24 protein-coding genes are annotated in these 25,764 nt (G+C 67.3%); 13 read left to right on the forward strand and 11 right to left on the reverse strand.

Going from position 1 to position 25,764, the window contains the following annotated elements; translation table 11 throughout:
- Nucleotides 1-14: 14 nt before the first annotated feature.
- From B0I00_RS12180 to B0I00_RS12195, 4 genes are all read left to right on the forward strand, one after another.
- Nucleotides 15-386, forward strand: coding sequence for a VOC family protein (locus tag B0I00_RS12180; RefSeq protein WP_100867637.1), 372 nt, complete (start codon nucleotides 15-17; stop codon nucleotides 384-386).
- A 189-nt stretch (nucleotides 387-575) separates the two neighbouring features.
- Nucleotides 576-1,169 carry an EF-hand domain-containing protein gene (locus B0I00_RS12185; protein ID WP_232730220.1) on the forward strand — a complete coding sequence of 198 codons (594 nt, stop codon included), beginning with the start codon at nucleotides 576-578 and terminating at the stop codon, nucleotides 1,167-1,169.
- Nucleotides 1,170-1,191: 22 nt separating this feature from the next.
- The gene (locus B0I00_RS12190; RefSeq protein ID WP_100867638.1) at nucleotides 1,192-1,923 is read left to right on the forward strand and encodes a response regulator; all 732 of its coding nucleotides are present in this window, start codon (nucleotides 1,192-1,194) and stop codon (nucleotides 1,921-1,923) included.
- A gap of 7 nt (nucleotides 1,924-1,930) precedes the next feature.
- Nucleotides 1,931-3,355 carry a sensor histidine kinase gene (locus tag B0I00_RS12195; RefSeq protein WP_100867639.1) on the forward strand — a complete coding sequence of 475 codons (1,425 nt, stop codon included), beginning with the start codon at nucleotides 1,931-1,933 and terminating at the stop codon, nucleotides 3,353-3,355.
- Nucleotides 3,356-3,358: 3 nt separating this feature from the next.
- On the opposite strand, the gene B0I00_RS12200 is transcribed toward B0I00_RS12195, so the two are convergent.
- Both B0I00_RS12200 and B0I00_RS12205 read right to left on the reverse strand, forming a co-directional pair.
- Nucleotides 3,359-6,022 (reverse strand): M1 family metallopeptidase, encoded by a 2,664-nt coding sequence (locus B0I00_RS12200; protein ID WP_100867640.1) that lies wholly within the window; start codon nucleotides 6,020-6,022, stop codon nucleotides 3,359-3,361.
- A gap of 102 nt (nucleotides 6,023-6,124) precedes the next feature.
- Nucleotides 6,125-7,699 carry a helicase HerA-like domain-containing protein gene (locus tag B0I00_RS12205; RefSeq protein ID WP_100867641.1) on the reverse strand — a complete coding sequence of 525 codons (1,575 nt, stop codon included), beginning with the start codon at nucleotides 7,697-7,699 and terminating at the stop codon, nucleotides 6,125-6,127.
- 111 nt (nucleotides 7,700-7,810) lie between these two features.
- Between B0I00_RS12205 and pabB the strand changes: the two genes are divergently transcribed.
- The 4 genes from pabB to arfB are packed head-to-tail and all read left to right on the forward strand — an operon-like array spanning nucleotide 7,811 to nucleotide 11,823.
- Nucleotides 7,811-9,595 (forward strand): aminodeoxychorismate synthase component I, encoded by a 1,785-nt coding sequence (gene pabB / locus B0I00_RS12210; protein WP_100867642.1) that lies wholly within the window; start codon nucleotides 7,811-7,813, stop codon nucleotides 9,593-9,595.
- Nucleotides 9,592-10,758 carry a pyridoxal phosphate-dependent aminotransferase gene (locus tag B0I00_RS12215; protein WP_232730221.1) on the forward strand — a complete coding sequence of 389 codons (1,167 nt, stop codon included), beginning with the start codon at nucleotides 9,592-9,594 and terminating at the stop codon, nucleotides 10,756-10,758. The genes pabB and B0I00_RS12215 overlap by 4 nt, the downstream gene beginning before the upstream one ends.
- Nucleotides 10,755-11,423 carry an RluA family pseudouridine synthase gene (locus B0I00_RS12220; RefSeq protein ID WP_100867644.1) on the forward strand — a complete coding sequence of 223 codons (669 nt, stop codon included), beginning with the start codon at nucleotides 10,755-10,757 and terminating at the stop codon, nucleotides 11,421-11,423. The genes B0I00_RS12215 and B0I00_RS12220 overlap by 4 nt, the downstream gene beginning before the upstream one ends.
- The gene (arfB, locus tag B0I00_RS12225) at nucleotides 11,404-11,823 is read left to right on the forward strand and encodes an alternative ribosome rescue aminoacyl-tRNA hydrolase ArfB (protein ID WP_100867645.1); all 420 of its coding nucleotides are present in this window, start codon (nucleotides 11,404-11,406) and stop codon (nucleotides 11,821-11,823) included. The genes B0I00_RS12220 and arfB overlap by 20 nt, the downstream gene beginning before the upstream one ends.
- On the opposite strand, the gene B0I00_RS12230 is transcribed toward arfB, so the two are convergent.
- The 8 genes from B0I00_RS12230 to B0I00_RS12265 form a co-directional block, all read right to left on the reverse strand.
- A complete protein-coding gene (locus tag B0I00_RS12230) occupies nucleotides 11,824-12,675 on the reverse strand; it encodes an FAS1-like dehydratase domain-containing protein (protein ID WP_100867646.1) in 852 nt (283 codons plus the stop codon).
- On the reverse strand, nucleotides 12,675-14,249 hold the full coding sequence (locus tag B0I00_RS12235) for an acyl-CoA dehydrogenase family protein (RefSeq protein WP_100867647.1): 1,575 nt from the start codon (nucleotides 14,247-14,249) through the stop codon (nucleotides 12,675-12,677). The genes B0I00_RS12230 and B0I00_RS12235 overlap by 1 nt, the downstream gene beginning before the upstream one ends.
- A complete protein-coding gene (locus B0I00_RS12240; RefSeq protein ID WP_100867648.1) occupies nucleotides 14,246-15,460 on the reverse strand; it encodes an acetyl-CoA C-acetyltransferase in 1,215 nt (404 codons plus the stop codon). The genes B0I00_RS12235 and B0I00_RS12240 overlap by 4 nt, the downstream gene beginning before the upstream one ends.
- Complete coding sequence (locus tag B0I00_RS12245; RefSeq protein ID WP_100867649.1) at nucleotides 15,457-16,665, reverse strand: CoA transferase; 1,209 nt, start codon at nucleotides 16,663-16,665, stop codon at nucleotides 15,457-15,459. Before B0I00_RS12245 ends, B0I00_RS12240 begins: the two co-directional genes overlap by 4 nt.
- Nucleotides 16,666-17,832, reverse strand: a complete 1,167-nt coding sequence (locus B0I00_RS12250; RefSeq protein WP_232730222.1) for an acyl-CoA dehydrogenase family protein — start codon at nucleotides 17,830-17,832, stop codon at nucleotides 16,666-16,668.
- 12 nt (nucleotides 17,833-17,844) lie between these two features.
- Nucleotides 17,845-18,753, reverse strand: a complete 909-nt coding sequence (locus B0I00_RS12255) for an SDR family NAD(P)-dependent oxidoreductase (protein ID WP_100867791.1) — start codon at nucleotides 18,751-18,753, stop codon at nucleotides 17,845-17,847.
- 72 nt (nucleotides 18,754-18,825) lie between these two features.
- Entirely contained in the window at nucleotides 18,826-19,038 is a 213-nt protein-coding gene (locus B0I00_RS12260) for a hypothetical protein (RefSeq protein ID WP_100867650.1), read from the reverse strand.
- Between the two features lie 11 nt (nucleotides 19,039-19,049).
- Nucleotides 19,050-19,280 carry a hypothetical protein gene (locus B0I00_RS12265; protein WP_157812555.1) on the reverse strand — a complete coding sequence of 77 codons (231 nt, stop codon included), beginning with the start codon at nucleotides 19,278-19,280 and terminating at the stop codon, nucleotides 19,050-19,052.
- Nucleotides 19,281-19,447: 167 nt separating this feature from the next.
- Here B0I00_RS12265 and B0I00_RS12270 point away from each other — a divergent pair, with 167 nt between their 5' ends.
- From B0I00_RS12270 to metH, 5 genes are read left to right on the forward strand one after another with little or no spacing between them, the layout of a single operon-like run.
- Nucleotides 19,448-20,428 carry an ArsR/SmtB family transcription factor gene (locus tag B0I00_RS12270; protein WP_100867652.1) on the forward strand — a complete coding sequence of 327 codons (981 nt, stop codon included), beginning with the start codon at nucleotides 19,448-19,450 and terminating at the stop codon, nucleotides 20,426-20,428.
- Entirely contained in the window at nucleotides 20,425-21,330 is a 906-nt protein-coding gene (gene metF / locus B0I00_RS12275; RefSeq protein ID WP_100867653.1) for a methylenetetrahydrofolate reductase, read from the forward strand. Before B0I00_RS12270 ends, metF begins: the two co-directional genes overlap by 4 nt.
- The gene (locus tag B0I00_RS12280) at nucleotides 21,327-22,388 is read left to right on the forward strand and encodes a homocysteine S-methyltransferase family protein (RefSeq protein WP_100867654.1); all 1,062 of its coding nucleotides are present in this window, start codon (nucleotides 21,327-21,329) and stop codon (nucleotides 22,386-22,388) included. The genes metF and B0I00_RS12280 overlap by 4 nt, the downstream gene beginning before the upstream one ends.
- A complete protein-coding gene (locus B0I00_RS12285; protein WP_100867655.1) occupies nucleotides 22,388-22,927 on the forward strand; it encodes a GNAT family N-acetyltransferase in 540 nt (179 codons plus the stop codon). Before B0I00_RS12280 ends, B0I00_RS12285 begins: the two co-directional genes overlap by 1 nt.
- Nucleotides 22,924-25,539 carry a methionine synthase gene (gene metH / locus B0I00_RS12290; protein WP_100867656.1) on the forward strand — a complete coding sequence of 872 codons (2,616 nt, stop codon included), beginning with the start codon at nucleotides 22,924-22,926 and terminating at the stop codon, nucleotides 25,537-25,539. The genes B0I00_RS12285 and metH overlap by 4 nt, the downstream gene beginning before the upstream one ends.
- On the opposite strand, the gene B0I00_RS12295 is transcribed toward metH, so the two are convergent.
- Nucleotides 25,536-25,763: an OST-HTH/LOTUS domain-containing protein gene (locus B0I00_RS12295; protein WP_100867657.1), complete on the reverse strand. Its 228-nt coding sequence runs from the start codon at nucleotides 25,761-25,763 to the stop codon at nucleotides 25,536-25,538. The two genes, metH and B0I00_RS12295, sit on opposite strands and share 4 nt — an antisense overlap.
- Nucleotide 25,764: the final 1 nt, after the last annotated feature.

Raw genomic sequence — 25,764 nt, forward strand, 5'->3', positions numbered from 1 at the left:
GAAGGAGATGGACGATGATCGGATACGTGACGCTTGGAACCAACGACCTGGCCCGCGCGGCCGCGTTCTATGACGCGATTGCCGCGGAGATGGGCACGGGCCGGATGATGGAGTTCGACACCTTCATCGCTTGGGGCACGCCGGGCGGCGGCTGCGGCATCGCCGCGACCAAGCCGTTCGACGGCGCAGAGGCGACGGTCGGCAATGGCGTGATGGCGGCCCTGGAAGCGAAGGACGCCGAGCAGGTCGATCGGCTCTACCGGATCGCCCTCGACAACGGCGGCAGCGACGAAGGCGCGCCCGGCCCGCGCGGCGACGGTGGGTTCTATGCCGCTTATTTCCGCGATCCCGACGGCAACAAGCTCAACGCTTTCGTCATGGGTTGAGGTACGGCCCGGCGCCGGCTCGATAACCGGCGGGTGAACGGCCGGGCAAACCTGCGACAATTGGCGACACAAAGGGCCGAAAGCGGCATACTGTCGCGACAGACCGGTCCTAGAAGGGGCACAGGAAGTCGCGGGGCTCTTTCCCCTCCCCTTGTGGGTCCCGCGGCTTCACCCTTTTCCGTTCGGAGGATGACGATGAAGACGATGACCAAAGGCCTTTCGATCGCTGCCGTGGCCCTGGCCCTGGCCGGTGTTGCCCATGCCCAGGATCAGCGCGGTTGGGCCAAGCCCGATGCCAATGCCACGATCACGCGGGCTCAGGCCCAGACCAAGGCCGAATCCATGTTCGACCGCATGGACGCCAACAAGGACGGCAAGATCGATCAGGCCGACCGCGCGGCGCGCCAGGCGGAACGCTTTGCCAGGCTCGATATCGACAAGAACGGTCAGATCTCGCCCGAAGAGATGGCGGCCGGCCACCAGAGGAAGCCGCGCCCCGATGGCGCTGCAACGGGCGGTGACCATGCCGGTCACAAGATGGGCATGCGCGGTGGGCACCGCGGCGGACACGGAGGCGGACATGGCGGCATGATGAAGATGGCCGACGCCAACAAGGACGGCGCGATCACCAAGACCGAGGCCGTCGCCGCGGCTCTGGCCCACTTCGACAAGGCCGATGCCAACCGCGACGGCAGCGTCACCCCGGACGAGCGCAAGTCCGCCATGGCCAAGATGCGCGCCGAATGGCAGGCCAAGCGCGCCGCCGCTCCGGCAGCCAACTGAGGCACGGGCGGTTGGGGCACTGATGGACGAAACTGCCAACCCCAGCATCCTCCTCGTCGACGACGAGGAGGCCCTGCGCCAGCCCCTGGCTGCCTATCTGGCGCGCCAGGGGTTCGGCGTGACGGAAGCCGCCAGCGCGGCCGAGGCGCGCACCCATCTGCGCGACGCCAACCCTGACATCGTCCTTCTCGACATCATGATGCCGGGGGAGGACGGCCTGTCGCTCTGCCGGCACCTGTCCGAATCGCGCGCGATTCCGACCATCCTGCTGACCGCCAGGGGCGAGGCGATGGATCGGATCGTCGGGCTTGAGATCGGCGCCGACGACTATGTCGTCAAACCCTTCGAGCCGCGCGAACTTGTCGCCCGGATCCGCTCGGTCCTGCGCCGCGCAGCCAAGGGTGGTCCTGCCGCGGCCGAGGACGAGGTCTTCGCTTTCGAAGGCTGGATGCTGGACCCGTTGAAGCGCCGGCTGACCGCGCCCGACGGCGCGCTGGTGCCGATTTCGTCGGTCGAGTTCCGCCTGCTCATGGCTTTCGTCGAACACCCGCGCCAGGTGCTCGACCGCGACAGGCTGCTCGACATGGTTCAGGGCCGCGAAGCTCACCTGTTCGACCGTGCGGTCGACAACCAGGTCAGCCGCCTGCGCCGCAAGATCGAGGTCGACAGCCGCAACCCGACCCTGATCCAGACGGTCTGGGGTGGCGGCTACATGCTGGCCGCCGACGTGCGCCGCACTGCCGCAGTCGGTTGAGTTCCCCATGGAAGCGCGCGGACTTTCGCGGATCTGGCCGCGCAGCCTGCAGGGCCAACTCCTGCTGGCCATCGCCCTGGCGCTGCTGCTGGCCCAGGGGATCAGCGCCGCGCTGCTCTATTCCGCACAGGTCGATCGCCGCAACGACGCGCTGATTCACACCGCGGCCATGCGCCTTATGCCTGTCGCGCGCAGAGACGAGCCGGTGCCCTCCCCCGACGGGCCGCAACGCCGCCACCCCGGTCGCGGCATGGGCGTACAGGCACTCGGCAGCTTCACCGTGCTTCCCGATGACCGCCGCAACACCGATGGCGAGGCCGAGCTGCGCAGCTGGCTCGCCGCGCAAGGAATCGACGCGGCCGAAATCATCGTCGTCCAGCGCAGGGTGCGCGACGATCCGCTTGCCCAGCGCCGGCTGGTGCAACGAGAGCGCGGCGGCCGCAAGGCCGAACGCGAAGGCAAGTTGGCTCCACCCGAACGCGTCATGCTGGCGGCGGTGCGGCCGCAAGGCCAGCCGCAATGGCTGGTTAGCCGGGTGCTTGTCCCGCGCGCCGGATTTCGCCCCGGCCTGACGCTCGTCAGCCAGACTCTTCTCCTCTACGCCCTGCTGGTCGGGGTGATCGCGGTAGTGCTGGGCCGGCTGACCCGCCCGTTGCAGGCGCTGACCCGGCGGGTCGAGCACTTCGCCCGCACCCGAGATCCGGACGGCCAGATCGAACCGCAAGGCCCCGACGACGTGCGCCGCCTGATCGTCGCGCATAACGCGATGGAGGGGCGGATTTCCTCGCTGCTCGACGAAAAGGACGTGATGCTCGGCGCGATCGGCCACGACCTCAAGACCCCGCTTGCGGCCCTGCGGGTGCGGATCGAAAGCGTCGACGACGATGCCGAGCGTGAGCGCATGGCAGCGACGATCGAGGACATCGTTCGCACGCTGGACGACATCCTGTCGCTGGCCCGGGTCGGCCGGCCCAGCGACCCTCGCGAGCCGACCGATCTTTCCGCCCTGATCGCGCAGGTCGCCGACGAGTTCGAGGACCTGGGCGAACCGGTCACCCTGGCCGAGGGCGAACGCATCGTCGTTCCGCTGCGCCCCACCTGGCTGCGCCGCGCGGTGCGCAATCTCGTCTCCAACGCGGTGCGCTATGGCAAGGCCGCGCGAATCGCGGTCGCGCGGCGCCCGGACGGGATCGCCATCACGGTCGAGGACGACGGTCCCGGCATTCCCGATGCCGATATCGCCACCATGCAGGAGCCGTTCCGCCGCGGCGATCCGTCGCGCAATTCGGCCACCGGCGGCGCGGGCCTGGGCCTGGCGCTGGCCCGCGCCATCGCCGAACAGCACGGCGGCCGGCTCGACCTTGCCAACCGCCGCGACGCGACCGGCGCGGTCGCCGGCCTGACCGCGACGATCGTCCTGCCGCCGGCCTGAACCTTATTTCAACGCGGCGAAGGCGCGCGATACCTCGGCTGCGCGCGCCTCCTTCAGACGGCCGCAACTGCGTACCCGTTCGATCGTGCGCTCCAGTTCGAGCGCGCCGGTCTTGCCGGCAAGCTTGGGCCGCATCAGCGCCGCGATCTCGTCGGCGCGGGCGACCGAGCAGAATCCCCCGACCACGCCGGGCATGCGCGAAGCGAAGAAGATCCCGCCGCCTGTCTTGCTGTCGAGCAGCGCGTCGAGGTTGGTCTTGAGCCAATCGAATCCGAGGTCGCGCGTGCCTTCGCTCGCCACGACGTTGCCGATCAGGCCCAGCCGTTCGCTGGTGCGCAGGCGCTTGTCGGAAAACTCCTTGAGCACCCAGGTGCCGATCTCGGGCTTGCCGCTGCCGCCGACCGCGCCGAGCGCCACCGGGCGGAACACCGGATCCTGCGAGGCAAGGGCCTTGTCCGCGACTTCCTTGGCCATGGCGAGGCCGCCGTCCTCAATCACGATGCCAAGCCCGGTGCCGAGCCACAGCGGGTCGAGCGCCGCCTTGTTGCCGCCAAGGTAGGCCCGCGCCGCATCGCCGATCTGCTTGCGCAGCTGGGCATCGCGCGCGGTGCCGGCCAGGCGCCGCACGATCTGGGCGCGCTTTTCCGACACTTCCGGGTCTTCAGCGGCATAGGCACCGGCCGCCGGGTCGAAGCCCATCGCGGCAAGACGCGGCTTGAAGGTCTGTTCCAGCAGGCGGCGGTATCCAGCCTTGGCGGGTTCGTCCATCAGGCTGCCATAGACTGCCTGCAACGTGTCGAAGCCGGCGGCGCTGGCATAGCTGTCCTTGTTCCTGGCCAGTTGCTGGGCCGCTGCGATCAGCAGATCGGGTGAGGCGCGGCCGGCGCGGAAGCTGGCGAAAAGCGAATCGTCGAGCGCCTGCGCTTCCCCGGCCGAAAGCGTGTCGGCCCTGGCGATCAGCGCCGCCCAGTCCTGCGCCGGCACCTCGAAGCGGTAATAGCCGGTGCCGCCGGCATTGGGCATGACCGTGCCCTTGCCGGTAAAGGCAAGCGGAGCGCTCTTCTCGGTCAGCAGCTGGCAGGTCTGGGTCGTCGCGGTCAGCGGCCTCACGCAGAGCGGCACGCCCCAAATCGTCTCGGGTGCCGTGGTGCCGAGCCGCGCATAGCGGCTCTGCGTGACCGTGTATCGCCCGCCCTTGTTCCTGGCGAAAGTCACGAGAGGCACGCCTTGCTGGTCGGTAAAGCTCTGCATCGCGGGCACGATGCGCGGATCGCCCGCGGCCTCGGCCATGGCGGCGAAGAAGTCCTTGCTCGTGGCGTTGCCATAGCGGTGCGCTGCCATGTAGCGTCGCACCCCGTCACGGAACTTGTCGTCGCCCATGTAGCCGGCGATCATCGCCACGACATGGCCGCCTTTGCCGTAGGTGATCGTATCGAAGGCCTCGTCGATCTTCTCATTGGTCGGGATCGGCTGGTGGATGGCGCGCCCGGCCAGCAGCGCGTCGGTGTTCATCGCGGCAAAGCCCTCGCCAAGACCGCCCGCGCCGATGTTGAGATCGGGCCGCCATTCGCCGCCGATCCGGAAGCCCATCCAGTTGGCGAAGCTTTCGTTGAGCCAGATGTCGTCCCACCACGCCGGGGTGACGAGATCGCCAAACCACTGGTGCGCCAGTTCATGCGCCACCACCATACCGAAGGTCCGCTTCTGTACGGTAGGCGCGGCATCGTCCATGATCAGGATCGGGTCGGCGTAAAGGTCGGCGCCCGCGTTCTCCATCGCGCCGGGCATGATCGGCGAGGTGATCTGGTCGAGCTTGGGATAGGGGAAGCCCTGGTTGAAATAGGCTTCGAGGTGCTTGACGATGCCCTTCGATCCTTCGAGCGCGAAGGCCATCTTGTCCTTGTTCTGCTGCGTCGTGACGATCCGCAACGGCAGCGGGGTCGCGCGCTGCGGGGTCGGCGGCACGGTGCCTTCGACCGTGGCGAAAGGCCCGACCATCATGGCAACAAGATAGGTCGGCAGCGGCAGGGTCGGGGCGAAGCGGTGGACCTCGAGCCCGCCTTCCAGAACCTTCGACACCTCGGGCGCGTTGCTGACCGCAACCTGGCCCGGCCTTGTGCGCAGGGTCACGGTGAAGGGCTGCTTGAAGCCGGGTTCGTCGAACGAGGGGAAGGCTGCGCGCGCGTCGATCGACTGGAACTGCGACCACGAATACCACTCCTCGCCCACCTTGACGCGGAACAGCCCGGCGGGGCCGGTGTTGAACGGCGCGTCATAGGCGAAAGCGAAGGTGACGGGGCCGGCCGGCAGGGGTTCGGCAAAGGTCAGACGGGCAACGCCGGTGGGATCGACCTGCGCCCAGGTGCCGGGAAGGGTCCTGCCGCCAACAATCGCGACGACCTTCTTCATGGCGAGATCGCGGCCATGAAGATCGATCGTCATGCTCGGCGCCTTGAGCGTCGCGTCGATTTCAACCGCGCCGCTGAACCGCTCCTTGTCGGGATCGACCGTAAGATCGAGGCGATAGGCGGTGGGCCTTACCGCATCGCTCAATTGGCCGCGCGGGACCTGAACGGTTTCGGCGACGGGCGCCGGCGCGGCCTGGGCCAGGGCCGGTGCCCCGCAAGCCAGGCCAATGATCGAACTAGCGACTAGCAGACGGCGCATTCTTGTAGACCCCTTGGATACGCAAAACACGTAGCCGGCGGCCTTGCCCAAACGGGTTGCAATTGAAACCATGCCCCTCGACGAAGGGCATTGGCGCGTCGATCAGCGCAGCAGCCCGCCAAGAAGTCCGCGCGCGAAACGGCCAAGCATGGCCCCGCCGATCGCCGTGCCGATGGCATTCGCCGCCGCACTGGCAGCCGAAGCGCCGATGTTCCCGCTCGACCGGCGCCCGGTCATTTGCCGGGCGACCATCGTCCCGGCCGAGGCGGCGGCCGCTCCCATCGCGGCCTTGCCGGCCTTTTCCCACATCGAGGGCGTGGCGCGCGGCTGGGCGCGCTGGGCGGCTTCGCCCTGTTCCTCGACCACCTGGGCGGCGGCGGCGGCATCGGCGGCCTTCTGGTTCAGCACTTCGGCCGCGCTTTCACGGTTCACGGCATTGTCGTACTTGCCGTCGAAGGGACTGATCGACTGGATGATCGCGCGCTCCTTGTCGGTCACTGGCCCCAGACGGCTGCGCGGCGGGACGATCAGCGTGCGCTGGACGATCGTGGGCGCGCCGTCTTCGTCAAGCGTCGAGACCAGCGCTTCGCCGACCTTGAGTTCGGTTATCGCCGTTTCGACGTCGAGGTCCTTGTTGATGCGGAATGTTTCCGAGGCCGCGCGGATCGCCTTCTGGTCGCGCGGGGTAAAGGCGCGCAGCGCGTGCTGGACCCGGTTGCCCAGTTGCCCGGCGATCTTTTCGGGGATGTCGATCGGATTCTGCGAGATGAAATAGACGCCAACACCTTTCGAGCGGATCAGCCGAACGACCTGTTCGATCTTGTCGAACAGCGCCTGCGGGGCATCATCGAACAAAAGGTGCGCCTCGTCGAAGAAGAACACCAGCTTGGGCTTCTCCGGATCGCCGACTTCGGGCAACGCCTCGAACAGTTCGGACAGCAGCCATAGGAGGAACGTGGCGTAGAGCTTGGGGCTCTGCATCAGCTGATCGGCGGCCAGGATGTTGACCATCCCCTTGCCACTGTCGTCGACGCGGATGAAGTCGTTGATCTCGAACGCGGGTTCGCCGAAGAACAGGTCTGCGCCCTGGCTTTCGAAGGCAAGCAGCTGGCGCTGGATCGTGCCGACGCTGGCCTTCGAAATGTTGCCATAGGTCGTCGCAAGCTCGCTCGCGTTCTCGGCGCAGGCGACCAGCACCTGCTGCAGGTCGCTCATGTCGAGCAGCAGCAGCCCGTTGTCGTCGGCCCACTTGAAGGCGATGGTCAGCACGCCTTCCTGCGTGTCGTTGAGACCAAGCAGCCGCGACAGCAGCAACGGCCCCATTTCCGACACGGTGGTGCGGATCGAGTGGCCCTTCTTGCCGTAAAGATCCCAGAAGACGGCCGGATTGTCATGGTATTCGAAGGGCTCGATGCCCAGCTCGGCAGCGCGCGACTTGATCTTGTCGGCGTGGGCGAAGCTGTCGCTGCCGGCCATGCAAATGCCGGACAGATCGCCCTTCACGTCGGCCAGGAACACCGGGACGCCGGCGGCAGAGAACTGCTCGGCCATGGTCTGCAGGGTCACGGTCTTGCCGGTCCCCGTCGCGCCGGCGACCAGTCCGTGGCGGTTGGCCTTGCCCAGCTTGAGAACCTGCCGTTCGCCGTTGGCTGCCAGCCCCAGAAAGATTTCATCCATTGCCTATCGTGCTCCGCTGCTCGCCAAGACGTATCGGGATAGACCGGTGAGCGAACCCGCGCGAGAGGGTTTTTGCATGTGGCGCAAAGCCCCGCTAGAAGCCGCTTCGCAATGGCCAGCCCCTTGATCCTGCTCGACGATGCACGTTCCGAAGGGGCGAGCGCGGCGCGCTTCTATGCCGATCCGGTCGAGGTTGTCGTCGCGCGACGCGCCGAGGATGTGAGGCCTGCACTCGAACGGATCGAGGCGCTGCGAGCCGCGGGCCACCACCTTGCCGGCTATCTCGCCTACGAGGCAGGACTTGCACTGGAAACCCGGCTGGAGCCGCTTGCCGCGTCGCGCACCGGCGCCAACGGCCCGCTCGTGTGGTTTGCCGCCTTTACCGGCTACGAAACGATCCCGGCCGACCGGGTGCCCGCCTGGCTCGCCGCGCGCGCGCCGGGTACGGCGAGCGTCGGCCCGCTCGATCACGCGCTGTCACCGGGCGGCTACGCCCGCGCCTTCGCCGCAATGGAGGAGGCTATTGCGGCGGGCGACATCTACCAGGCGAACCTCACCTTTCCGCTGGCGGGATCCTATCGCGGCGATCCATTGGCGCTCTACGCGCGGCTGCGCCCGGCGGCCGGGGCGGGCTATGGCGGGGTGGTGTTCGACGGATCGCACTGGCTGCTCAGCCTCTCGCCCGAGCTGTTTTTCGCCGTCAAGGACGGTGCCGTTCGCGTAAAACCGATGAAAGGCACCCGCCCGCGCGGCCGCACACCGGGCGAAGACGTTGCGCTGCGCGACGAACTGGCCGCCTCGGTCAAGGACCGGGCCGAGAACCTGATGATCGTCGATCTGCTGCGCAACGACATGTCGCGCGTCGCCGAAGCCGGCAGCGTCCGGGTGGATGCGCCCTTCGCGGTCGAAAGCTATCCGACGGTCCACCAGATGGTGACCACGGTGACTGCCCGGCTGCAGCAGGGCCGCACCGCCGCCGATGTTGTCCGCGCGCTGTTTCCCTGCGGATCGATCACCGGCGCGCCCAAGATCCGCGCGATGGAACTGATCCAGCAGCACGAGCGCGACGCGCGCGGCACCTATTGCGGCGCGATCGGCAGAATCGATCCTTCTGGCGAGACCGCGTTCAATGTGGCAATTCGCACGCTGCGCCTGACGCCGGAGGAGAACGGCCGGGGGCGCGCCGTGCTGGGCGTGGGCTCGGCGATCGTGGCGGATTCGGACATGCTGCCGGAATGGCGCGAATGTCTGATCAAAGGGGGGTTCGTGCGTTTGGGTGCCACCGGTGCCGACCTGATCGAGACGATGCGGTTCACCCCCGACGAGGGCATCCCGCTGCTTGAACTGCATCTCGAACGGATCAAGGCTAGCGCGGCCGAACTGGGCTTTGCCTTCGATCGGCATGCCGTGCGCAACGCCATCCAGGCGCTGTGCTTCGAGGCCGAGGCGCCTTCGCGCCTGCGCCTCAGCGTCGCGCGCAGCGGGGCCTATACGCTCGACCTTTCGGGCCTGCCCGCCGCACTGCCCGCACCCGCGATCTGCGCCGTGTTGCGCCTGCCGGTCGATCCGGGCGACTGGCGCCTGCGCCACAAGACCAGCGACCGCGGTTTCTACGAGGACGGCCTGGCCATCGCGCAACAGGCCGGCGCGGACGAGGCCCTGTTCCTGCGCGATGACGACCGGATCACCGAAGGCTGCTTCACCAATGTCTTCGTTCAGCGCGGCGAGCATCTGATCACCCCGCCGCTCGCCCTCGGCCTGCTGCCCGGCGTGTTGCGCCGCTCGATGGTCGAGGCCGGCCGCGCGGTGGAGGACGACCTGACGCTGGCCGACCTCGAGCAGGGCTTTTTCATCGGCAACGCGCTGCGCGGCCTGATGCCGGCGCGCCTGCTTTGAGGACTTCTGCCGCCCTGTCGCGCATCGCGCCCTCGCGCACGACCGCGATGACCGACCGCGCCAGCGAACTGCGCGCGGAAGGCCGCGACATCATCTCCCTGTCGGTGGGCGAGCCCGATTTCGCCACCCCGCCGCACGTTGCCGAAGCCGCCAAGCGCGCAATCGACGAAGGGCAGACCCGCTACACCCCTGTCGCGGGAACCCTGGCGCTGCGCAAGGCGGCGACCCTGCATTTCGAACGCGACCTCGGCATTGCCGCGGCGCCCGAGCAGGTGATTGTCAGCGCGGGTGGCAAGCAGGCGATCTTCCACGCCCTTCTCGCCACGCTCGATCCGGGCGAAGAGGTGCTGATCCCCGCCCCGTGGTGGGTCAGCTATCCCGAGATCGTCCGCTTTGCCGGCGCCACCGTCGTGCCGCTCCAGACCGATGCCGCCGGAGGCTTCCGCATCACGGCTGATCTGCTCGAGGCGGCGATCACCCCGCGCACCCGCTGGCTTCTGCTCAACAGCCCCGGCAACCCGACCGGGTCGGTCTATTCGGCGGAAGACCTGGCCGCATTCGCCCAGGTGCTGCGCCGGCATCCGCAGGTTCTGGTGATGAGCGACGACATCTATGCGCCGCTGCGCTACACGCCCGGCGCGCACGCCACGCTGGCCGCGCTGTGTCCCGATCTAGCGGACCGGATCCTCACCGTATCGGGCGTGTCGAAAAGCCACGCCATGACCGGCTTCCGCATCGGCGTCAGCGCTGGTCCGGAATGGCTGATCAAGGCCATGGCCAAGTTGCAGTCGCATTCCTCGGGCAACCCTTGCTCGATCAGCCAGGCCGCCGCCGTCGCCGCCTTCCAAGGGCCGCAAGGCTACCTGGCCGAATGGTGCGCCGAGTTCCGTATCCGCCGCGACCGAGTGGTTGCCGCGATCAACGCCATACCGGGACTCTCGACACCGGCGCCCGACGGAGCGTTCTACTGCATGGTCGATGCCGCACCGCACATGATCCGCTTCGGCGATGACGAGGCACTGTGCCTGCATCTACTGGAACACGGCGTGGCCTTGGTCGCCGCCTCGGCGTTCGGCGGCAGGGATGGCTTTCGCATCAGTTTCGCCGCCGATCAGGCGACGCTCGACGAAGCGTGCCGACGGATAGCAAAGGCTCTGGCATGACGGCGATCCCGATCCTGTTCGAGGATGGCGAAGCGATCGTCATAGACAAGCCGGCTGGCCTGCCCATCGAACGCCCGCGTGCCGGAGGTCGGAGCCTCGAAGACCATCTTGAGGAACTCAAGCTGGGCTTTCAGCGCGCGCCGGTGCCGGTCCACCGGATCGACACCGACACTTCGGGCTGCCTGCTGCTCGCCCGCAATCCCAAGTCGCTGAAGCGCTTCAACGCCGCCTTCGAGGCGCGGACGGTCGAAAAGGTCTATCTCGGCGTGGTCGCGGGGCCGGTCGATGGCCAGGACGGCACGATCGCACTGTCGCTGAGCAAGATCAGCAGCGCCGACAAGGGCTGGCGGATGATTGCCGCAAAGAAGGGCAAGCCTTCGATTACCCACTGGCGCAAGCTGGACGAGCGCGGTGGAGTGACCCTGGTCGAGTTCCGGCCCGAGACCGGCCGCACGCACCAGATCCGCATCCATGCCGCCGAAGCCTTTGGCCACGCGCTGCTCGGCGATCCGGTCTACGGCACCGGCAAGGGCGCAGCGCGCACGATGCTGCACGCGCTGACGCTGACCGTGCCGCGCGAAGGCAAGGGCCCGATCGTGGCCCGTGCGCCGTTGCCTGCCGATTTCGCCGCACTGGGTTTCGTCGATGTCGACGCCGGCACATGACGCCGTGGCCCGTGCGCAGGCGCTGGCCAGCGAAAGCTTCATCGCCGCCTCGGGGCCCGGGGGGCAGAATGTCAACAAGGTGGCGACAGCGGTGCAACTGCGCGTAGATGTCTACGCGTTGCGCCTTCCGGTCGAGGTGTTCGCGCGGCTGAAGACGCTGGCCGGAAGCAAGATGACCGCGAAGGGCGAACTGCTGATCGGCGCACAGCGCTTTCGCACGCAGGAAGCCAACCGCGAGGATGCCCGCGGGCGTCTCGCCGCCCTGATCGAGGACGCGTTCCGCCTGCCCGAAAAGCGCGCCAAAAGCCGGCTCAACCGGATCAACAAGGGCGAGCGGCTGGAAGGCAAGAAGAAACGCGGCGCGGTGAAGGCCGGGCGCGGCAAGGTACGGCTGGACTGATCAGGTCGTCGCGCTGGCGCTCATCACCTGCCGGCCGTCCGCGGCAAAGGCGCCAAGCTCGAATGCTGCATCTTTGCTGCGCAGCGCAAGGTGCAGCAATTCTCCCGCGATTGCCGGCGACACGCCCCGAAAAGCGAAGCTCTTGAGAGCATTGTCGCCCAATTCGCGCCGCGCGAGGTCGAGCAGCAGCGTTGCCGTCAGCGGGCCATGGACGACGAGCCCACGATAGTTTTCGATGCTCGTCGCGTAAGGCAGATCGTAATGAATCCGGTGGCTGTTGAAGGTCAGCGCCGAGAAACGGAACAGCAGCGTCTCATGAGGAGTGATGGCACGGTGTGCGTCCCATCCGGTCACGTCGAACGCGCCATCCCCAAGCGGAGGCGGCGCCGGGGGCGTACCATCCGCGGCGGCATCGCGATAGACGATGGTCTGGACTTCGCGCACGGCCAGCCCGGCCTCGCCGCTCGTCTCGTGGGCAACGTCGACGAAGGCCAGCGTACCGCTCGATCCGGTCTTTTCCGTTAAAGCGGCGATGCGCGACAGGCGCGTCACCGCCTCACCAACACGCAACGGCGCGACGAACTCGACCTTGCTCGACGCCCACATCCGGCGCGGAAGCGGGATCGGCGGAATGAAGCCAGCCGTCCCGTCGTCACGCCTCGGGTGACCATCGGGACCGAGCCGCGCGGTTGCCGCATCGGGCAGGCCCAGACACCAGTGAAAGCCCTGCGGCACGTTGCCATCGGCTGGGGCTTCGCGGTCGAGCGTGGCGCACCAGCGGTCGAAATGGCCGGGGTCGATCCGGTCGGCGCGAACTTCCTCGCGCCCTTTCCAGTCCTGCCAGTCGGTCATCAGTTGCGTCCTTCCAGCAGCCCGCGGGCGATGACCTGGGCTTGGATTTCGGCAGCACCTTCGAAGATGTTGAGGATGCGCGCGTCGCACAGCACGCGGCTGATCTCGAATTCCAGCGCGTAGCCGTTGCCGCCGTGGATCTGCAGGCTGGCGTCGGCGTTCGACCAGGCGGTGCGTGCGGCGAGCAGCTTGGCCATCCCCGCTTCGATATCGCAACGCTTGCCCGAATCCTTTGCTCTTGCGGCGGCATAGGTCAGCTCGCGCGACAGGACCAGATCGACCAGGCTCATCGCCAGCTTGTCGGAGACGCGCGGGAAATGGACCAGCGCCTTGCCGAATTGCTTGCGCTGCAGCGCGTAATCGAGCCCCAGTTCCAGCGCGCGTCGCGCCACGCCCACCGCGCGCGCGGCGGTCTGGATTCGCGCGCCCTCGAAGGTGCGCATCAACTGTTTGAAGCCCTGGCCTTCCTCGCCGCCGAGCAGCGCATCGGCAGGCGCGATCATGCCGTCGAACGACAGCGCGTATTCGCGCATCCCGCGATAGCCCAGCACCTCGATTTCGCTGCCGGCCATGCCGTCTGCCGGAAACGGATCGGCCTCGGTCCCGCGCGGTTTCGGGACCAGCAGCATCGACAGCCCGGCATAGCCCCTGGCATCGGGCAGGGTGCGGGCGAGCAGGGTCATCAGGTCCGACCGCGCGGCATGGGTGATCCAGGTCTTGGCCCCGTCGATCCGCCATTGGCCCTGTTCGCGCCGCGCGCGGGTCTGCAGACTGCCGAGGTCGGACCCGGTGTCGGGCTCGGTGAATACGGCGGTGGGCAGAACCGCGCCGCTGGCAATAAGCGGCAGCCAGTGCGCTTTCTGCGCTGCCGTGCCCGATCCGGCGATCAGTTCGCCCGCGATCTCGCTGCGCGTGCCGAGCGACCCCGCGCCGATCCAGCCGCGCGACAACTCCTCGGTGACGAGGCACATGACCAGCTTCGACAGACCCAGCCCGCCGTACTCCTCGGGAATGCAAACCCCGAACGTGCCGAGGTCGGCCATCGCCGCGACAGTCGCATCGGGGATGAGCGCATTGGCGAGGTGCCAGCCGTGGGCGTGGGGCAGAATCTCGGCTTCGGTAAAGCGGCGGAACTGGTCACGGATCGCGTTTAGTTCGGAATCGTGGAGCGATTCGCTGGGCCATTGCCCTTCAGCAAGACCAGTCGCCAGCGCCGCGCGCGTAGCGGCATGATCGGTTTCGAGCAGATCAGCGCAGTCCTTGGCCAAAGTCGCCGCTGCCTCGGTCAGTCCAAGGTCGGCGGGGCGCAGCAGTTCGTTCTGCCCCATGGGCAGGCCGCCGATCAGCTGAGCGATCGTCTCCGCGAAGGCGAGGCGCGCGACGCGGTCATCCTGCGGGTTTGCACCCCGGCCCGATGCGACCCAGGCTGCGACAGCTTCGAGCGCGGCAACGCTCGTCGCGATCCAGGCAAAGCCGTGATGCGCGCGCTGGTTCGCGGTGTCTATCCCCGCGGCCGCCGCGCGCGCGGCGTCGCGGTAGGTCCGGGCAGCGTCTAGGGTGGCAGCGTGGTTCACGCCTTTTCGAACACCGCCGCGATCCCCTGCCCGCCGCCGATGCACATGGTTTCAAGGCCGTAGCGCACATCGCGGCGCTGCATTTCGCGGGTCAGATTGGCAAGGATCCGCCCGCCCGTCGCCCCGATCGGGTGCCCTAGCGAAATGCCCGATCCGTTGACGTTGAGCATGTCGTGGCGGCTGTCATCATCGGCCCAGCCCAAGCCCTTGAGGCAGGCCAAGACCTGCGGGGCAAACGCCTCGTTCAGTTCGATCAGGCCGATGTCGTTCCACGACAGGCCGTTGCGGGCGAACAATCGCTCGGTGGCCGGGACGGGGCCGTAGCCCATGCGGCTGGGATCGCAGCCCGCCGCGGCCCAGCTATGGAACCACGCGATGGGTTCAAGTCCCAGTTCTTCGAGCTTGTCTTCCGCCACGACCAGACAGGCCGCCGCGGCGTCGTTCTGCTGGCTGGCGTTGCCGGCGGTCACCACACCGCCTTCCAGCGCGCGCAGCTTGCCTAGCGTCTCCATCGAAGCATCGGCGCGATAGCCCTCGTCGTGATCGAAGCGCAGGGGATCGCCCTTCTTCTGCGGCACATCGACCGGCACCAGTTCGTCGGCGAACTTGCCGTCAACCCAGGCCTTGGCGGCGCGCTGGTGGCTGCGCACGGCATAGGCGTCGCAGGCCTCGCGGCTGATGTTCCAATCCTTGGCGAGGTTTTCGGCGGTTTCGATCATGCCGCTGATCACGCCGTAACGTTCGATCGGCTGGCTCATCACCCGGCCGCGGGTGAGGCGGTCGTGCAGGGTCAGGTTACCGGCCCGAACGCCCTTGCGGATGTCGGTGCTGTAATGTTCGACGTTCGACATGCTCTCGCAACCGCCGGCGACGACCACGTCGCTCATCCCGGTCTGCACCATCATCGCCGCGTTGACGATCGCCTGGAGGCCCGAGCCGCAGCGTCGATCAAGCTGGTATCCGGGCACCTGTTCCGGCAGGCCGGCCAGCAGCCATGACCAGTGTCCGATGCAGGGAGCCTCGCCATTGCCGTAACCCTGGCTGAAGACGACGTCGTCGACACGGTTCGGGTCGATGGCGGTGCGTTCGACCAGCGCCTTGAGGATCGCTGCGCCAAGCTGCCCAGCGGTCAGAGAGGACAAGGCCCCGCCGAACTTGCCTACCGGCGTGCGGATCGGAGCGACGATGGCGGCGCGACGTAGCTGGGTCATAGATCAGTTCCTGCAATTCCCTGGTCGATCAGTTTGCCGATCTCGCCCGAGGACAAGCCCATGACGTCGGCAAGAATGGCTTCGCTGTGCTGTCCGTTGCGCGGGGCCGGTGCGGGCACCATGCGCTCGAGGCCGGGTAGCGTGGCAAAGGCGCCGGCGGCCGGATAGGCAAAGCCGCTCGGGTTGTCGGCGGTGATCGCGAACACCGGATTTTCGGTGACGAGGCGCGGATCCTCCACCGCTTCCATCATCGTCCGATAGGGTCCATGGACCACGCCGTTGACGTCGAACAGTGTTGCAAGGTCCGCGTGATCGTACTGCGCCACTTCATGCTCGATCGCGGCGAAGATCGCATCGCGGTGGGCAAAGCGCGCGCCGTCGTCATCGGCGAAGGTGACCCCGCGCTCGATCTCGATCGCGGCGATGGCATCGGCGATCCCCAGCGCCTTGACCAGCCCCTGCCACTGGCGTTCGTTGATCGCGACCAGCATGAATCGGACTCCATCGCGGGTGACGAAGTCGCGGCCGATCGTGCCGAACACCGCATTGCCCAGTCGCTCGCGGTCGCGCCCGGTGTAGAGCACTTCGGCGACGCGGCCCAGGTTCGCGGCCGAACCGATCGCGATATCGGTCAGGGGCAGGCGCACTTCACCCCCTTCTCCGGTCAGCTCGCGCCGGCGCACGGCCGCCAGCATCGCGAAGGCGGCATAGGCGCCGGTCAACAGGTCCCAGGCGGGCAGCACGTGGTTGACCGGGCGCGGATCCTCGACCGGGCCGGTCAGCGCGGTGTAACCGACGGCGGCATTGGCGGTGTAGTCGAGCGCGACCGAGCCGTCGGGCCAGCCCATGATCCGCACCGTGACCAGGTCCGGCCTTCCTTCGGCAAGGCGGTCGTGGGCGAGAAATCCCTTTGCCGGCAGGTTGGTGACGAGGTTGCCGACCTTGCGCGTCAGTTCGACCAGCAGGTCGCGCCCCTCGGGCCGGGTCAGGTCGAGCGCCAGGCTGCGTTTGGCCCGGTTGAGGTTTTCCCAGCTGAGCGAATCGTTCTGGCGCGTTACCGGCCAGCGGTGGAAGTCCTGACCACCGCCGATCTGGTCGACCCGGATCACGTCGGCCCCGAACTGCGCCATGTAGAGCCCCGCGGTGGGCGAGGCGACGAAGGACGAAACCTCGACGAGCGAGAGACCGGTGAGGATGTCGTACATCTACTGCTGGGCCGCCCATTCGCGCAGCATGTGCTTGGCGATCTGCAGCTGCAGAATCTGCGTGGTGCCTTCGTAGATGCGGTAGATGCGCGCATCGCGGAAGAAGCGTTCGGCATCGTATTCGGCCAGATAGCCGGCCCCGCCATAGATCTGCACCACGCGATCGACCACGCGGCCGCACATTTCCGTGGCGAAGACCTTGGCCGCAGCCGCCTGGCGCAGCACCTTCTCGCCCGCGTCGGCGCGGCGGCAGGCGTCGTCGAGCATGCATTCGGCGGCGTAGATCTCGATCTCGCTGTCGGCCAGCATCTGCTGGATCAGCTGGAAATTGGCGATCGGCTCGCCGAACGCCTTGCGTTCGTTGGCGTAGCGAAGCGCCGAATCGAGTGCGCGGCGGGCGTAGCCGGCCGCTGCCGATCCGACCGAAAGGCGCCCGTTGTCGAGGCTCTGCATCGCGGTGATGAAGCCCTTGCCTTCCTCGTCGCCGAGCAGCGCATCGGCGGGCAGGTGGACGTCCTCCATGATGATGTCGGCGATGTGGCTGCCGGCCTGGCCCATCTTCTTGTCGCTCTTGCCTACGGTGATGCCGGGCGTGTCCATCGGCACCAGAAAGGCCGAGACGTGGGCGTTCTTGGGCAGCGCTTCCTTGCTGGTGCGCGCCATGATCAGCGCGACATTGGCGAAGGGCGCGTTGGTGATGTAGCGCTTGGTGCCGTTGAGCACCCAGCCGTTCCCGCTGCGCACCGCCATGGTCTGCATGGCTGCGCTGTCCGATCCCGAACCCGGTTCGGTCAGGCCGAAGCTGGCGACCTCGCCTGCGGCCAGGCGCGGCAGCCATTCGGCCTTCTGCGCCTCGGTCCCGCCCTTCATGATTGCCGAGCAGACCATGCCGATGTTGATCGAGGTGATCGAACGGTAGCACGGCATCGCATAGCTCAGTTCACGGATCGTGCGGGCGTACTGCGACACATTCATGCCAGCACCGCCATACTGCTCGGGCATGGTGATCCCGAACAGGCCCATATCGCGCATTTCGGCCATGATGTCGTCGGGGATGCGGTCGGTTTCGAGAACGTCCTTCTCCGCCGGGACCAGCCGTTCGCGCACGTAGCGGCGCAGTTGCTCGATGAACTGGTCGAAGACGTCGGGATCCATGCCGGTGTTCATGGGTGCGGGTCCTTAGATGGGATCGTAGGGGAAGACATGGGCCGAAACCTCGTCGCCGCGAGCAAAGCTGGGGCGGAAGGCGGGAATCAGCTCGTCGGCGATGCTTTCCGGCGTCCAGCCTTCGACCTTGGTCATCGAACGGATCGGGCGCGGCTTGTTGTAGAGGACGATCTCGTTCTTGCGGACCGAGAAGATCTGGTTGGTCACGTCCTTGCTGGCGTCGGAGGCGAGGTAGACCACCAGCGGCGCGATCTTGTCCGCGCTCATCGTCTTCAATCGTTCAACGCGCTGCTGCTGTTCGGGAGTTTCGGCGGGGATCGAGGCGGTCATCCGGCTCCATGCGAAGGGCGCGATGCAGTTGGAGCGCACGCCCGCGCGGGCCATGTCGAGCGCGATCGACTGCGACAGGCCGACGATGCCGAGCTTGGCCGCGCTGTAATTGGCCTGGCCGAGGTTGCCGATAAGGCCCGAGGTCGAAGTGAAGTGGATGAAACTGCCCGACTGCTGCTCGTGGAAATAGGGCGTGGCCGCCTTGCTGACGTTGAAGCTGCCATTGAGGTGCACGTCGATCACCGCGCGCCAGTCCTCGTGGCTCATCTTGTGCCAGATCGTATCGCGCAGAATTCCGGCGTTGTTAACGACCGCGTCGATCCTGCCGAACCGCTGCACCGCGTCCTCGACGATCGTGACAGCCCCCGCCGGATCGGCAACCGAGGCAAGGTTGGCATGGGCCTTGCCGCCCGCCGCGACGATGTCGTCGACGGTTTCCTGCGCCGGGCCGGCATCGCCGCCATCGCCGCCGCCGCCCACGCCGGGGTCGTTGACTACGACCGAAGCGCCATGCCTGGCGCAAAGCAGCGCGATCTCGCGGCCCACGCCGCGCCCCGCACCGGTCACCGCTACAACCTTGCCTTCCAGCATGCCCATTCGCGCCGAATCCTCTACCCGTTTAATCGTTCGCTTAAGCGCTCATGCGGCGCCGGCCAGCGAAAATCAACTGGCTGAAGCGGCAGGGGTCACGGTCGAGGGCGGTGGGGTCGCCGCGGCCGTTGCCGCCGCTGCGGGGCGGCGATCCTCGATCATCTCGGCCGCCTCGTCGAGCGCGCGGGCTTCGCCGACGGTCACGTTGCCGGGACCGGGCTGGTTGTCGGCCTTGCCGCAAGCGGAAACCGCCAACAGCAAAGCCAGGGCGAACGCGCGGCGCACGGGGTTGGCGCTTATTCCGCCTTGGCCGGTTCTTCGGCCGGGGCGTCCATTGCCGCGGCCGCATCGACCGCGTTCGCCGACGGATCGGCCACCGGAGTCGCCACGACGTCGCCCACGGCTTCCTCGGCCGGCATCTCGACGTTTTCAGCCTGGGCCGCTTCGTTGGCGCTTTCGCTGCTGCCGCAGCCGGACAGGGCAAACAGGGCGGCGCCAGAAAGGGCAATCGGGACAAACTTCGACATGGGCATAACCTCGTCAGGATGGCGAAAAAACGGCGGCGTGCTGGACCCTCAAGGGTTGTCTAGCCAAGCGTGCTTGCGCTGCCAACCGATAACCGGACGCAGGCTAAGACCGTTCCCGGGCAAGACAGTTGAATAGATATAAAGATTTCTTTATATGATGCTGCGCAATGAAGATCGACCCCACCTTGCGCGCTCTGGCGGACAGCACCCGGCTGCGGATCATGCGCCTGCTGTCGACGATGGAGCTCGCGGTGGGCGAACTGGCGCAGGTGCTGGGGCAAAGCCAGCCGCGCGTCTCGCGCCACATCCGCATCCTGTGTGATGCGGGCCTCGCCGAACGGCGCAAGGAAGGCAGCTGGGTGTTCCTGCGAAGCGCCATTGGCCCCAGCCGCGCGCCGCCGCTCGGCGCGGCCGCCGCCCGCCTGCTCGACGTGGCTGAGGCCGACGACGCGACCTTTGCCGCCCGCTGCGCCGAGGATCGCCGCCATCTCGCCGCGATCCGCGCCGCGCGCGAAACCAGCGCAGAAACCTACTTTGCCCGCCACGCGGCAGAATGGGATACCCTGCGCGGGCTGCACAGCCCCGACGGGCCGGTCGAAGCCGCCCTGGCGAGAGCGCTGGGCCGGGAATCGCTTGGCACGCTGCTCGACGTGGGGACGGGCACGGGTCGCATGGCAGAACTGTTCGCGCCGTCGAGCAACCACGTCACCGCCTTCGACAAGAGCCCGGAAATGCTGCGCATTGCCCGCGCCCGGTTGCAGCACCTGCCTTCGGACAACGTCTCGCTGGTCCAGGGGGATTTCACCGCCCTGCCCTTTGCGGACCAGAGCTTCGACACGGTGTTGTTCCACCAGGTCCTGCACTATGCCCAGGCGCCTGAAGCGGTCCTGGCCGAAGCAGCGCGGGTGGCCCGGCCCGGCGGCATGGTCGCCGTGGTCGACTTTGCCGCCCACGACCGCGAGGAGTTGCGCGAAAAGCACGCCCATGCGCGCCTCGGCTTTAGCGACGAGCAGATGCTTGCCCTGCTGTCGTCCGCCGGCTTCGCGCCCGCCCAGCCGGTCGCCCTTCCCGGCAAGCCCCTGACCGTCAAGATCTGGACCGCGCGCCGCGCCGCGCCGGTCGCCACCCGAAAGACAATCCAAGCATGAACTCGCTCAGCGAAGCCCGCCGCGCCGCCGCCTCCCCGCTGTTTGCGGGCCTTGAAGGCGATGTCGGCGTCTCGTTCGAATTCTTCCCGCCCAAGACCGAGAAGATGGCCGAAACGCTGTGGGACGCGATCGGCACCCTGTCACCGCTGGCCCCGCGCTTCGTCTCGGTCACTTATGGCGCCGGCGGATCGACGCGCGAGCGCACCCACGCGACCGTCGAACGGATCGTGCGCGAAACCGCCATTCCGGCCGCCGCGCACCTCACCTGTGTCGACGCCAGCCGCGCCGAGATCGAGGAGGTCGCCCGCGGCTATTGGGACATCGGGGTGCGCCACATCGTCGCGCTGCGGGGCGATCCGCCGGTCGCTGGCACCCGGTTCGAGGCACGCGCCGACGGTTATGCCAGCGCGGCCGATCTGGTGGCTGGCCTCAAGGCGGTGGCCCCGTTCGAGATCTCGGTCGGCGCCTATCCCGAGACCCATCCCGAAGCCGCCAGCGCTGCGGCCGACCTCGACAACCTGAAGCGCAAGATCGACGCCGGCGCCGACCGAGCGATCACCCAGTTCTTTTTCGAACCGGACACCTTTTTCCGCTTTCGCGACGCCGCCGCAGCCGCTGGCATCACGGCGGAGATCGTCCCGGGCATCATGCCGGTGACCAATTTTGCCGCGATCCAGCGGATGAGCGGGATGACCGGCACCGCCGTGCCCGACTGGCTGGCCGGCCTGTTCGAGGGGCTCGACGACCACCCCCCCGCGCGCCAGCTCGTGGCGGCGACGGTGGCGGCCGAGATGTGCCGCCGGCTCTATGCCGGCGGGGTGCGCGAGTTTCATTTCTACACCCTCAACCGCGCCGAATTGAGTTACGCCATCTGCCACCTTCTGGGAGTGCGCCCGCAATGACCCTGACCCCAAGTGCAGCCCGCGCGGCTTTCCTGGCCGAAGCGAAGAAGCGCATCCTGATCACCGACGGCGCTTTCGGCACCGAGATCCAGAACCGCAAGCTGAGCGAGGCCGACTACGCGGGCACGCTGGGCCTGGCGCGGGACCAGAAGGGCAACAACGACATCCTGGCGCTGACGCGCCCCGACGTGCCCGAAACGATCCACCGCGCCTATTTCGAGGCGGGCGCCGACATCGCAGAGACCAACACCTTTTCCGCCAACCGGATCAGCCAGGCCGACTACGCTGCCGAACACCTGGTGCGTGCGATCAACGTCGAGAGCGCGAAGCTGGCCCGGCGCGTGGCGGATGAATTCACCGCGAAGGACGGCCGCCCCCGCTTTGTCGCCGGCGCGATCGGCCCGACCAACAAGACCCTGTCCCTGAGCCCCGACGTCAACGATCCGGGCTTTCGCGAGATCGACTGGGACGAACTGGTCGCGGTCTATCGCGAGCAGGCCGAGGCACTGGTCGAGGGCGGGGCCGACTTCATCCTGGTCGAAACCGTGTTCGACACCCTGAACTGCAAGGCCGCGATCATGGCTGTGCGCGAGGTTGAGCAGGCGCTAGGCCGCGAGGTGCCGCTGATGCTGTCGATGACGCTGACCGACCTGTCGGGCCGCAACCTGTCGGGCCACACCGTCGAAGCCTTCTGGAACGCCGTGCGCCACGCCCGGCCGCTGACCATCGGACTGAACTGCAGCTTCGGCGCGCAGCAGCTGCGCCCACATGTGCGCGCCCTGTCGGACGTCGCCGACGCGCTGATCATGGTCTATCCCAACGCCGGCCTGCCCAACGAGCTGGGGCAGTACGACGAATTGCCGGATACCACGGCGGGACTTGTCGCCGAATGGGCGCGCAGCGGGCAGGTGAACGTGCTCGGTGGTTGCTGCGGATCGACCCCGGCGCACATTGCCGCCATGGCCCAGGCAGTCCAGGGTCTGCCTCCGCGCGCCCTGCCCCACGTTCCGGTCGTCACCCGGCTCGCCGGGCTCGAACCCTTCGTCATGGCCGCCTGATGGGCATCCATTCGCCTCTTGCCTGGACGATCCGTCCGGCCACGGCCGCCGATGCCGAGGCGCTGGCCATGATTGCCCAGGCGACCTTCCTCGAGGCCTATGCCGGGCTGGTCGAAGGTGCGGATATGCTGGCCCACGCGCGTACCCAGAACAGCGCCGACGCGATGCGCGCGACCCTGGATGCGGGCGGTCGCATCTGGATCGCCGAGGCCGAAGGAACCCGCGCACCTATCGGCTTTGCCATGCTGGTCGCCTCCACCCTGCCCGACGCGCAGCCCGGCGACATCGAGCTGAAGCGGATCTACGTGCTCGACCGCTGCCAGGGCACCGGTCTTGCCGCAGCGCTGCTCAAGTCCGTGGTCGATGCCGGCGCAGGGCATGCCCGGCTGACCCTTGGCGTCAACCGCGACAATGAAAAGGCGCAGGGCTTCTACCGCAAGCACGGCTTCGCGATTGCCGGGACCCGCACCTTCACAGTCGGCACTACCACTTTCGACGATTACATCTACGCCCGGCCGCTACCTGAAAGCCTGACATGACCACCCCGTCTTCCGCCCGCTTCGTCAACGTCGGCGAACGCACCAACGTTACCGGCAGCGCCGCCTTCAAGAAGCTGATCCTGTCCGGCGACTATGCCAGGGCGGTCGAAGTCGCGCGTCAGCAGGTCGAGAACGGCGCGCAGGTGATCGACGTCAACATGGACGAGGGGCTGCTCGACGCCGAACTGGCGATGACCACCTTCCTCAAGCTGATCGCCGCCGAACCCGACATCGCCCGCGTGCCGGTGATGATCGACAGTTCCAAATGGGACGTGATCGAAGCCGGGCTCAAGTGCGTGTCGGGCAAGCCGATCGTCAATTCGATCAGCATGAAGGAAGGCGAGGACGCTTTCCTTGCCCAGGCCCGCAAGTGCATGGATTACGGCGCCGCCGTGGTCGTCATGGCCTTCGACGAAAAGGGGCAGGCCGACACCAGGGAACGCAAGGTCGAGATCTGCGAGCGCGCATACAAGCTTCTGGCCGGGATCGGCTTTCCGCCCGAGGACATCATCTTCGACCCCAACGTCTTTGCCGTCGCAACCGGGATCGAGGAGCACAACAGCTACGCGGTCGACTTCATCGAGGCGGTGCGCGAGATCCGCCTGCGCTGCCCGCACGTCCACTTCAGCGGTGGGCTGTCGAACCTGTCGTTCTCGTTCCGGGGCAACGAGCCGGTGCGCCGGGCGATGCACTCGGTGTTCCTCTATCACGCGATTCCGGCCGGGCTCGACATGGCTATCGTCAACGCAGGGCAGCTCGACGTCTACGACACGATCGATCCCGCGTTGCGCACCGCCTGCGAGGACGTCATCCTCAACCGCGATCCCGACGCGACCGACCGCCTGATCACGCTGGCCGAGGGCTTCAAGGGGACCGACGCGAAGGCCCAGAAGGAGGCCGAGGAATGGCGCGGTTGGGACGTTGTCCGCCGGATCGAGCACGCCCTGGTCAAGGGCATCGACGCGCATATCGTCGATGACACCGAACTGGCCCGCCAGGCGATCTTCGCCCGGGGCGGCCGCCCGATCGAGGTAATCGAAGGCCCGCTGATGGAGGGCATGAACACGGTCGGCGACCTGTTCGGCAGCGGCAAGATGTTCCTCCCCCAGGTGGTCAAGTCGGCTCGCGTGATGAAGAAGGCGGTCGCCCACCTGATTCCGTTCATCGAGGCGGAAAAGGATGAAGGCGCCAAGGCCAAGGGCCGGATCGTCATGGCCACGGTCAAGGGCGACGTCCACGACATCGGCAAGAACATCGTCGGCGTGGTCCTGCAGTGCAACGGCTACGAAGTGATCGATCTTGGCGTCATGGTGCCGTGGTCGAAGATCCTCGAAACCGCGCGCGCCGAAAGCGCCGACATCATCGGCCTGTCGGGACTGATCACCCCCAGCCTCGACGAAATGGTCACCGTCGCCGAGGAAATGCAGCGCGACGGGCACACCATCCCGCTGCTGATCGGCGGGGCGACCACCAGCAAGGTCCACACCGCGCTGCGGATCGACCCGGCCTATGATGGCCCGGTGATCCACGTGCTCGACGCCAGCCGCGCCGTCGGCGTCGCCAGCCAGCTCTTGTCCGACACCCAGCGCGATCCGTTCGTGGCAAGTACTGCCGCCGATTACCAGCACGTGCGTGACGTGCGCGCCGGCAAGGATCCGTCGATCCTCCTGAGCCTCGCCGATGCACGCGCCAATGCCTTCAAGGCCGATTTCAGCGACAAGCCGATGCCGCCCGAGCAGCCCGGCGTGCACGTGTTCGACCACTGGGATCTCAAGGACCTGGTCGATTGCTTCGACTGGACGCCGTTCTTCCGCGCCTGGGAACTGGCGGGCGTCTATCCGGCGATCCTCGACGACGCGATCGTCGGTGAAAGCGCCCGCGCGCTTTACGCCGACGCACGGGCCATGCTCGACCGGATCGTCACCGAAAAGTGGCTGACAGCCAGGGGTGTCGCCGGTTTCTGGCCCTGCGCGCGCGAGGAGGACGATGTCCTGCTCCACATCGAAGGCAACGTGCCGCCAATCCGCCTGCCTTTCCTGCGCCAGCAGATCCGCAAGAGCCGCGACCGGGCGAACTATTGCCTCGCCGACTTCATCGACCCCGATGGCGACTGGATCGGCGGGTTCGCTGTGGGGATCCACGGGATCGAACCGCACCTCGAACGGTTCCGCGCCAGCCACGACGACTATTCCGACATTCTCCTCAAGGCGCTGGCCGACCGCTTTGCCGAAGCCTTTGCCGAGCGGCTGCACCAGCACGTCCGCACCACGCTGTGGGGGTATGCGCCGGGCGAGCAACTGACCAACGAGGCGCTGATCAAGGAAGAATACCGCGGCATCCGTCCGGCGCCAGGCTATCCGGCCTGTCCCGACCACAGCCTCAAGCCGATCCTGTTCGACCTGCTGGATGCGGGCGCGAACGCCGGGCTGCAACTGACCGAAAGCTTCGCCATGCTTCCGACGGCAGCGGTTTCTGGGTTCTACTTCGCCCATCCGCAAAGCGAATACTTCGGCGTGGCACGGATCGGCCGCGATCAACTGGCCGACTATGCGGCGCGGCGGGGGATCGAGGAAGCGGTCGCGGAACGCTGGGTCCGGCCGAACCTCGACTAGGCGGACGGTTTGGCGGCGCGATCCTTGTTGCGCTTGTCGGCGACGAAGATCCGGCCGTCGGTCAACTTCACGAGGTCAAACAATCCGGTTGCAGTCATCAATTCCGTAAACGTCCTGGCCCCATAGTTGCGGGGATCGATCGGGGCCTGCCGCTTGATTAATGGTGTCCTTGCTGGTTGGGGCCAATGCCGCAAAAGCTTGACCCAAAGCTGGGCAAATTGCACC

Origin of the sequence: Novosphingobium kunmingense (assembly GCF_002813245.1) — a bacterium.
Classification (GTDB): Bacteria; Pseudomonadota; Alphaproteobacteria; order Sphingomonadales; family Sphingomonadaceae; genus Novosphingobium; species Novosphingobium kunmingense.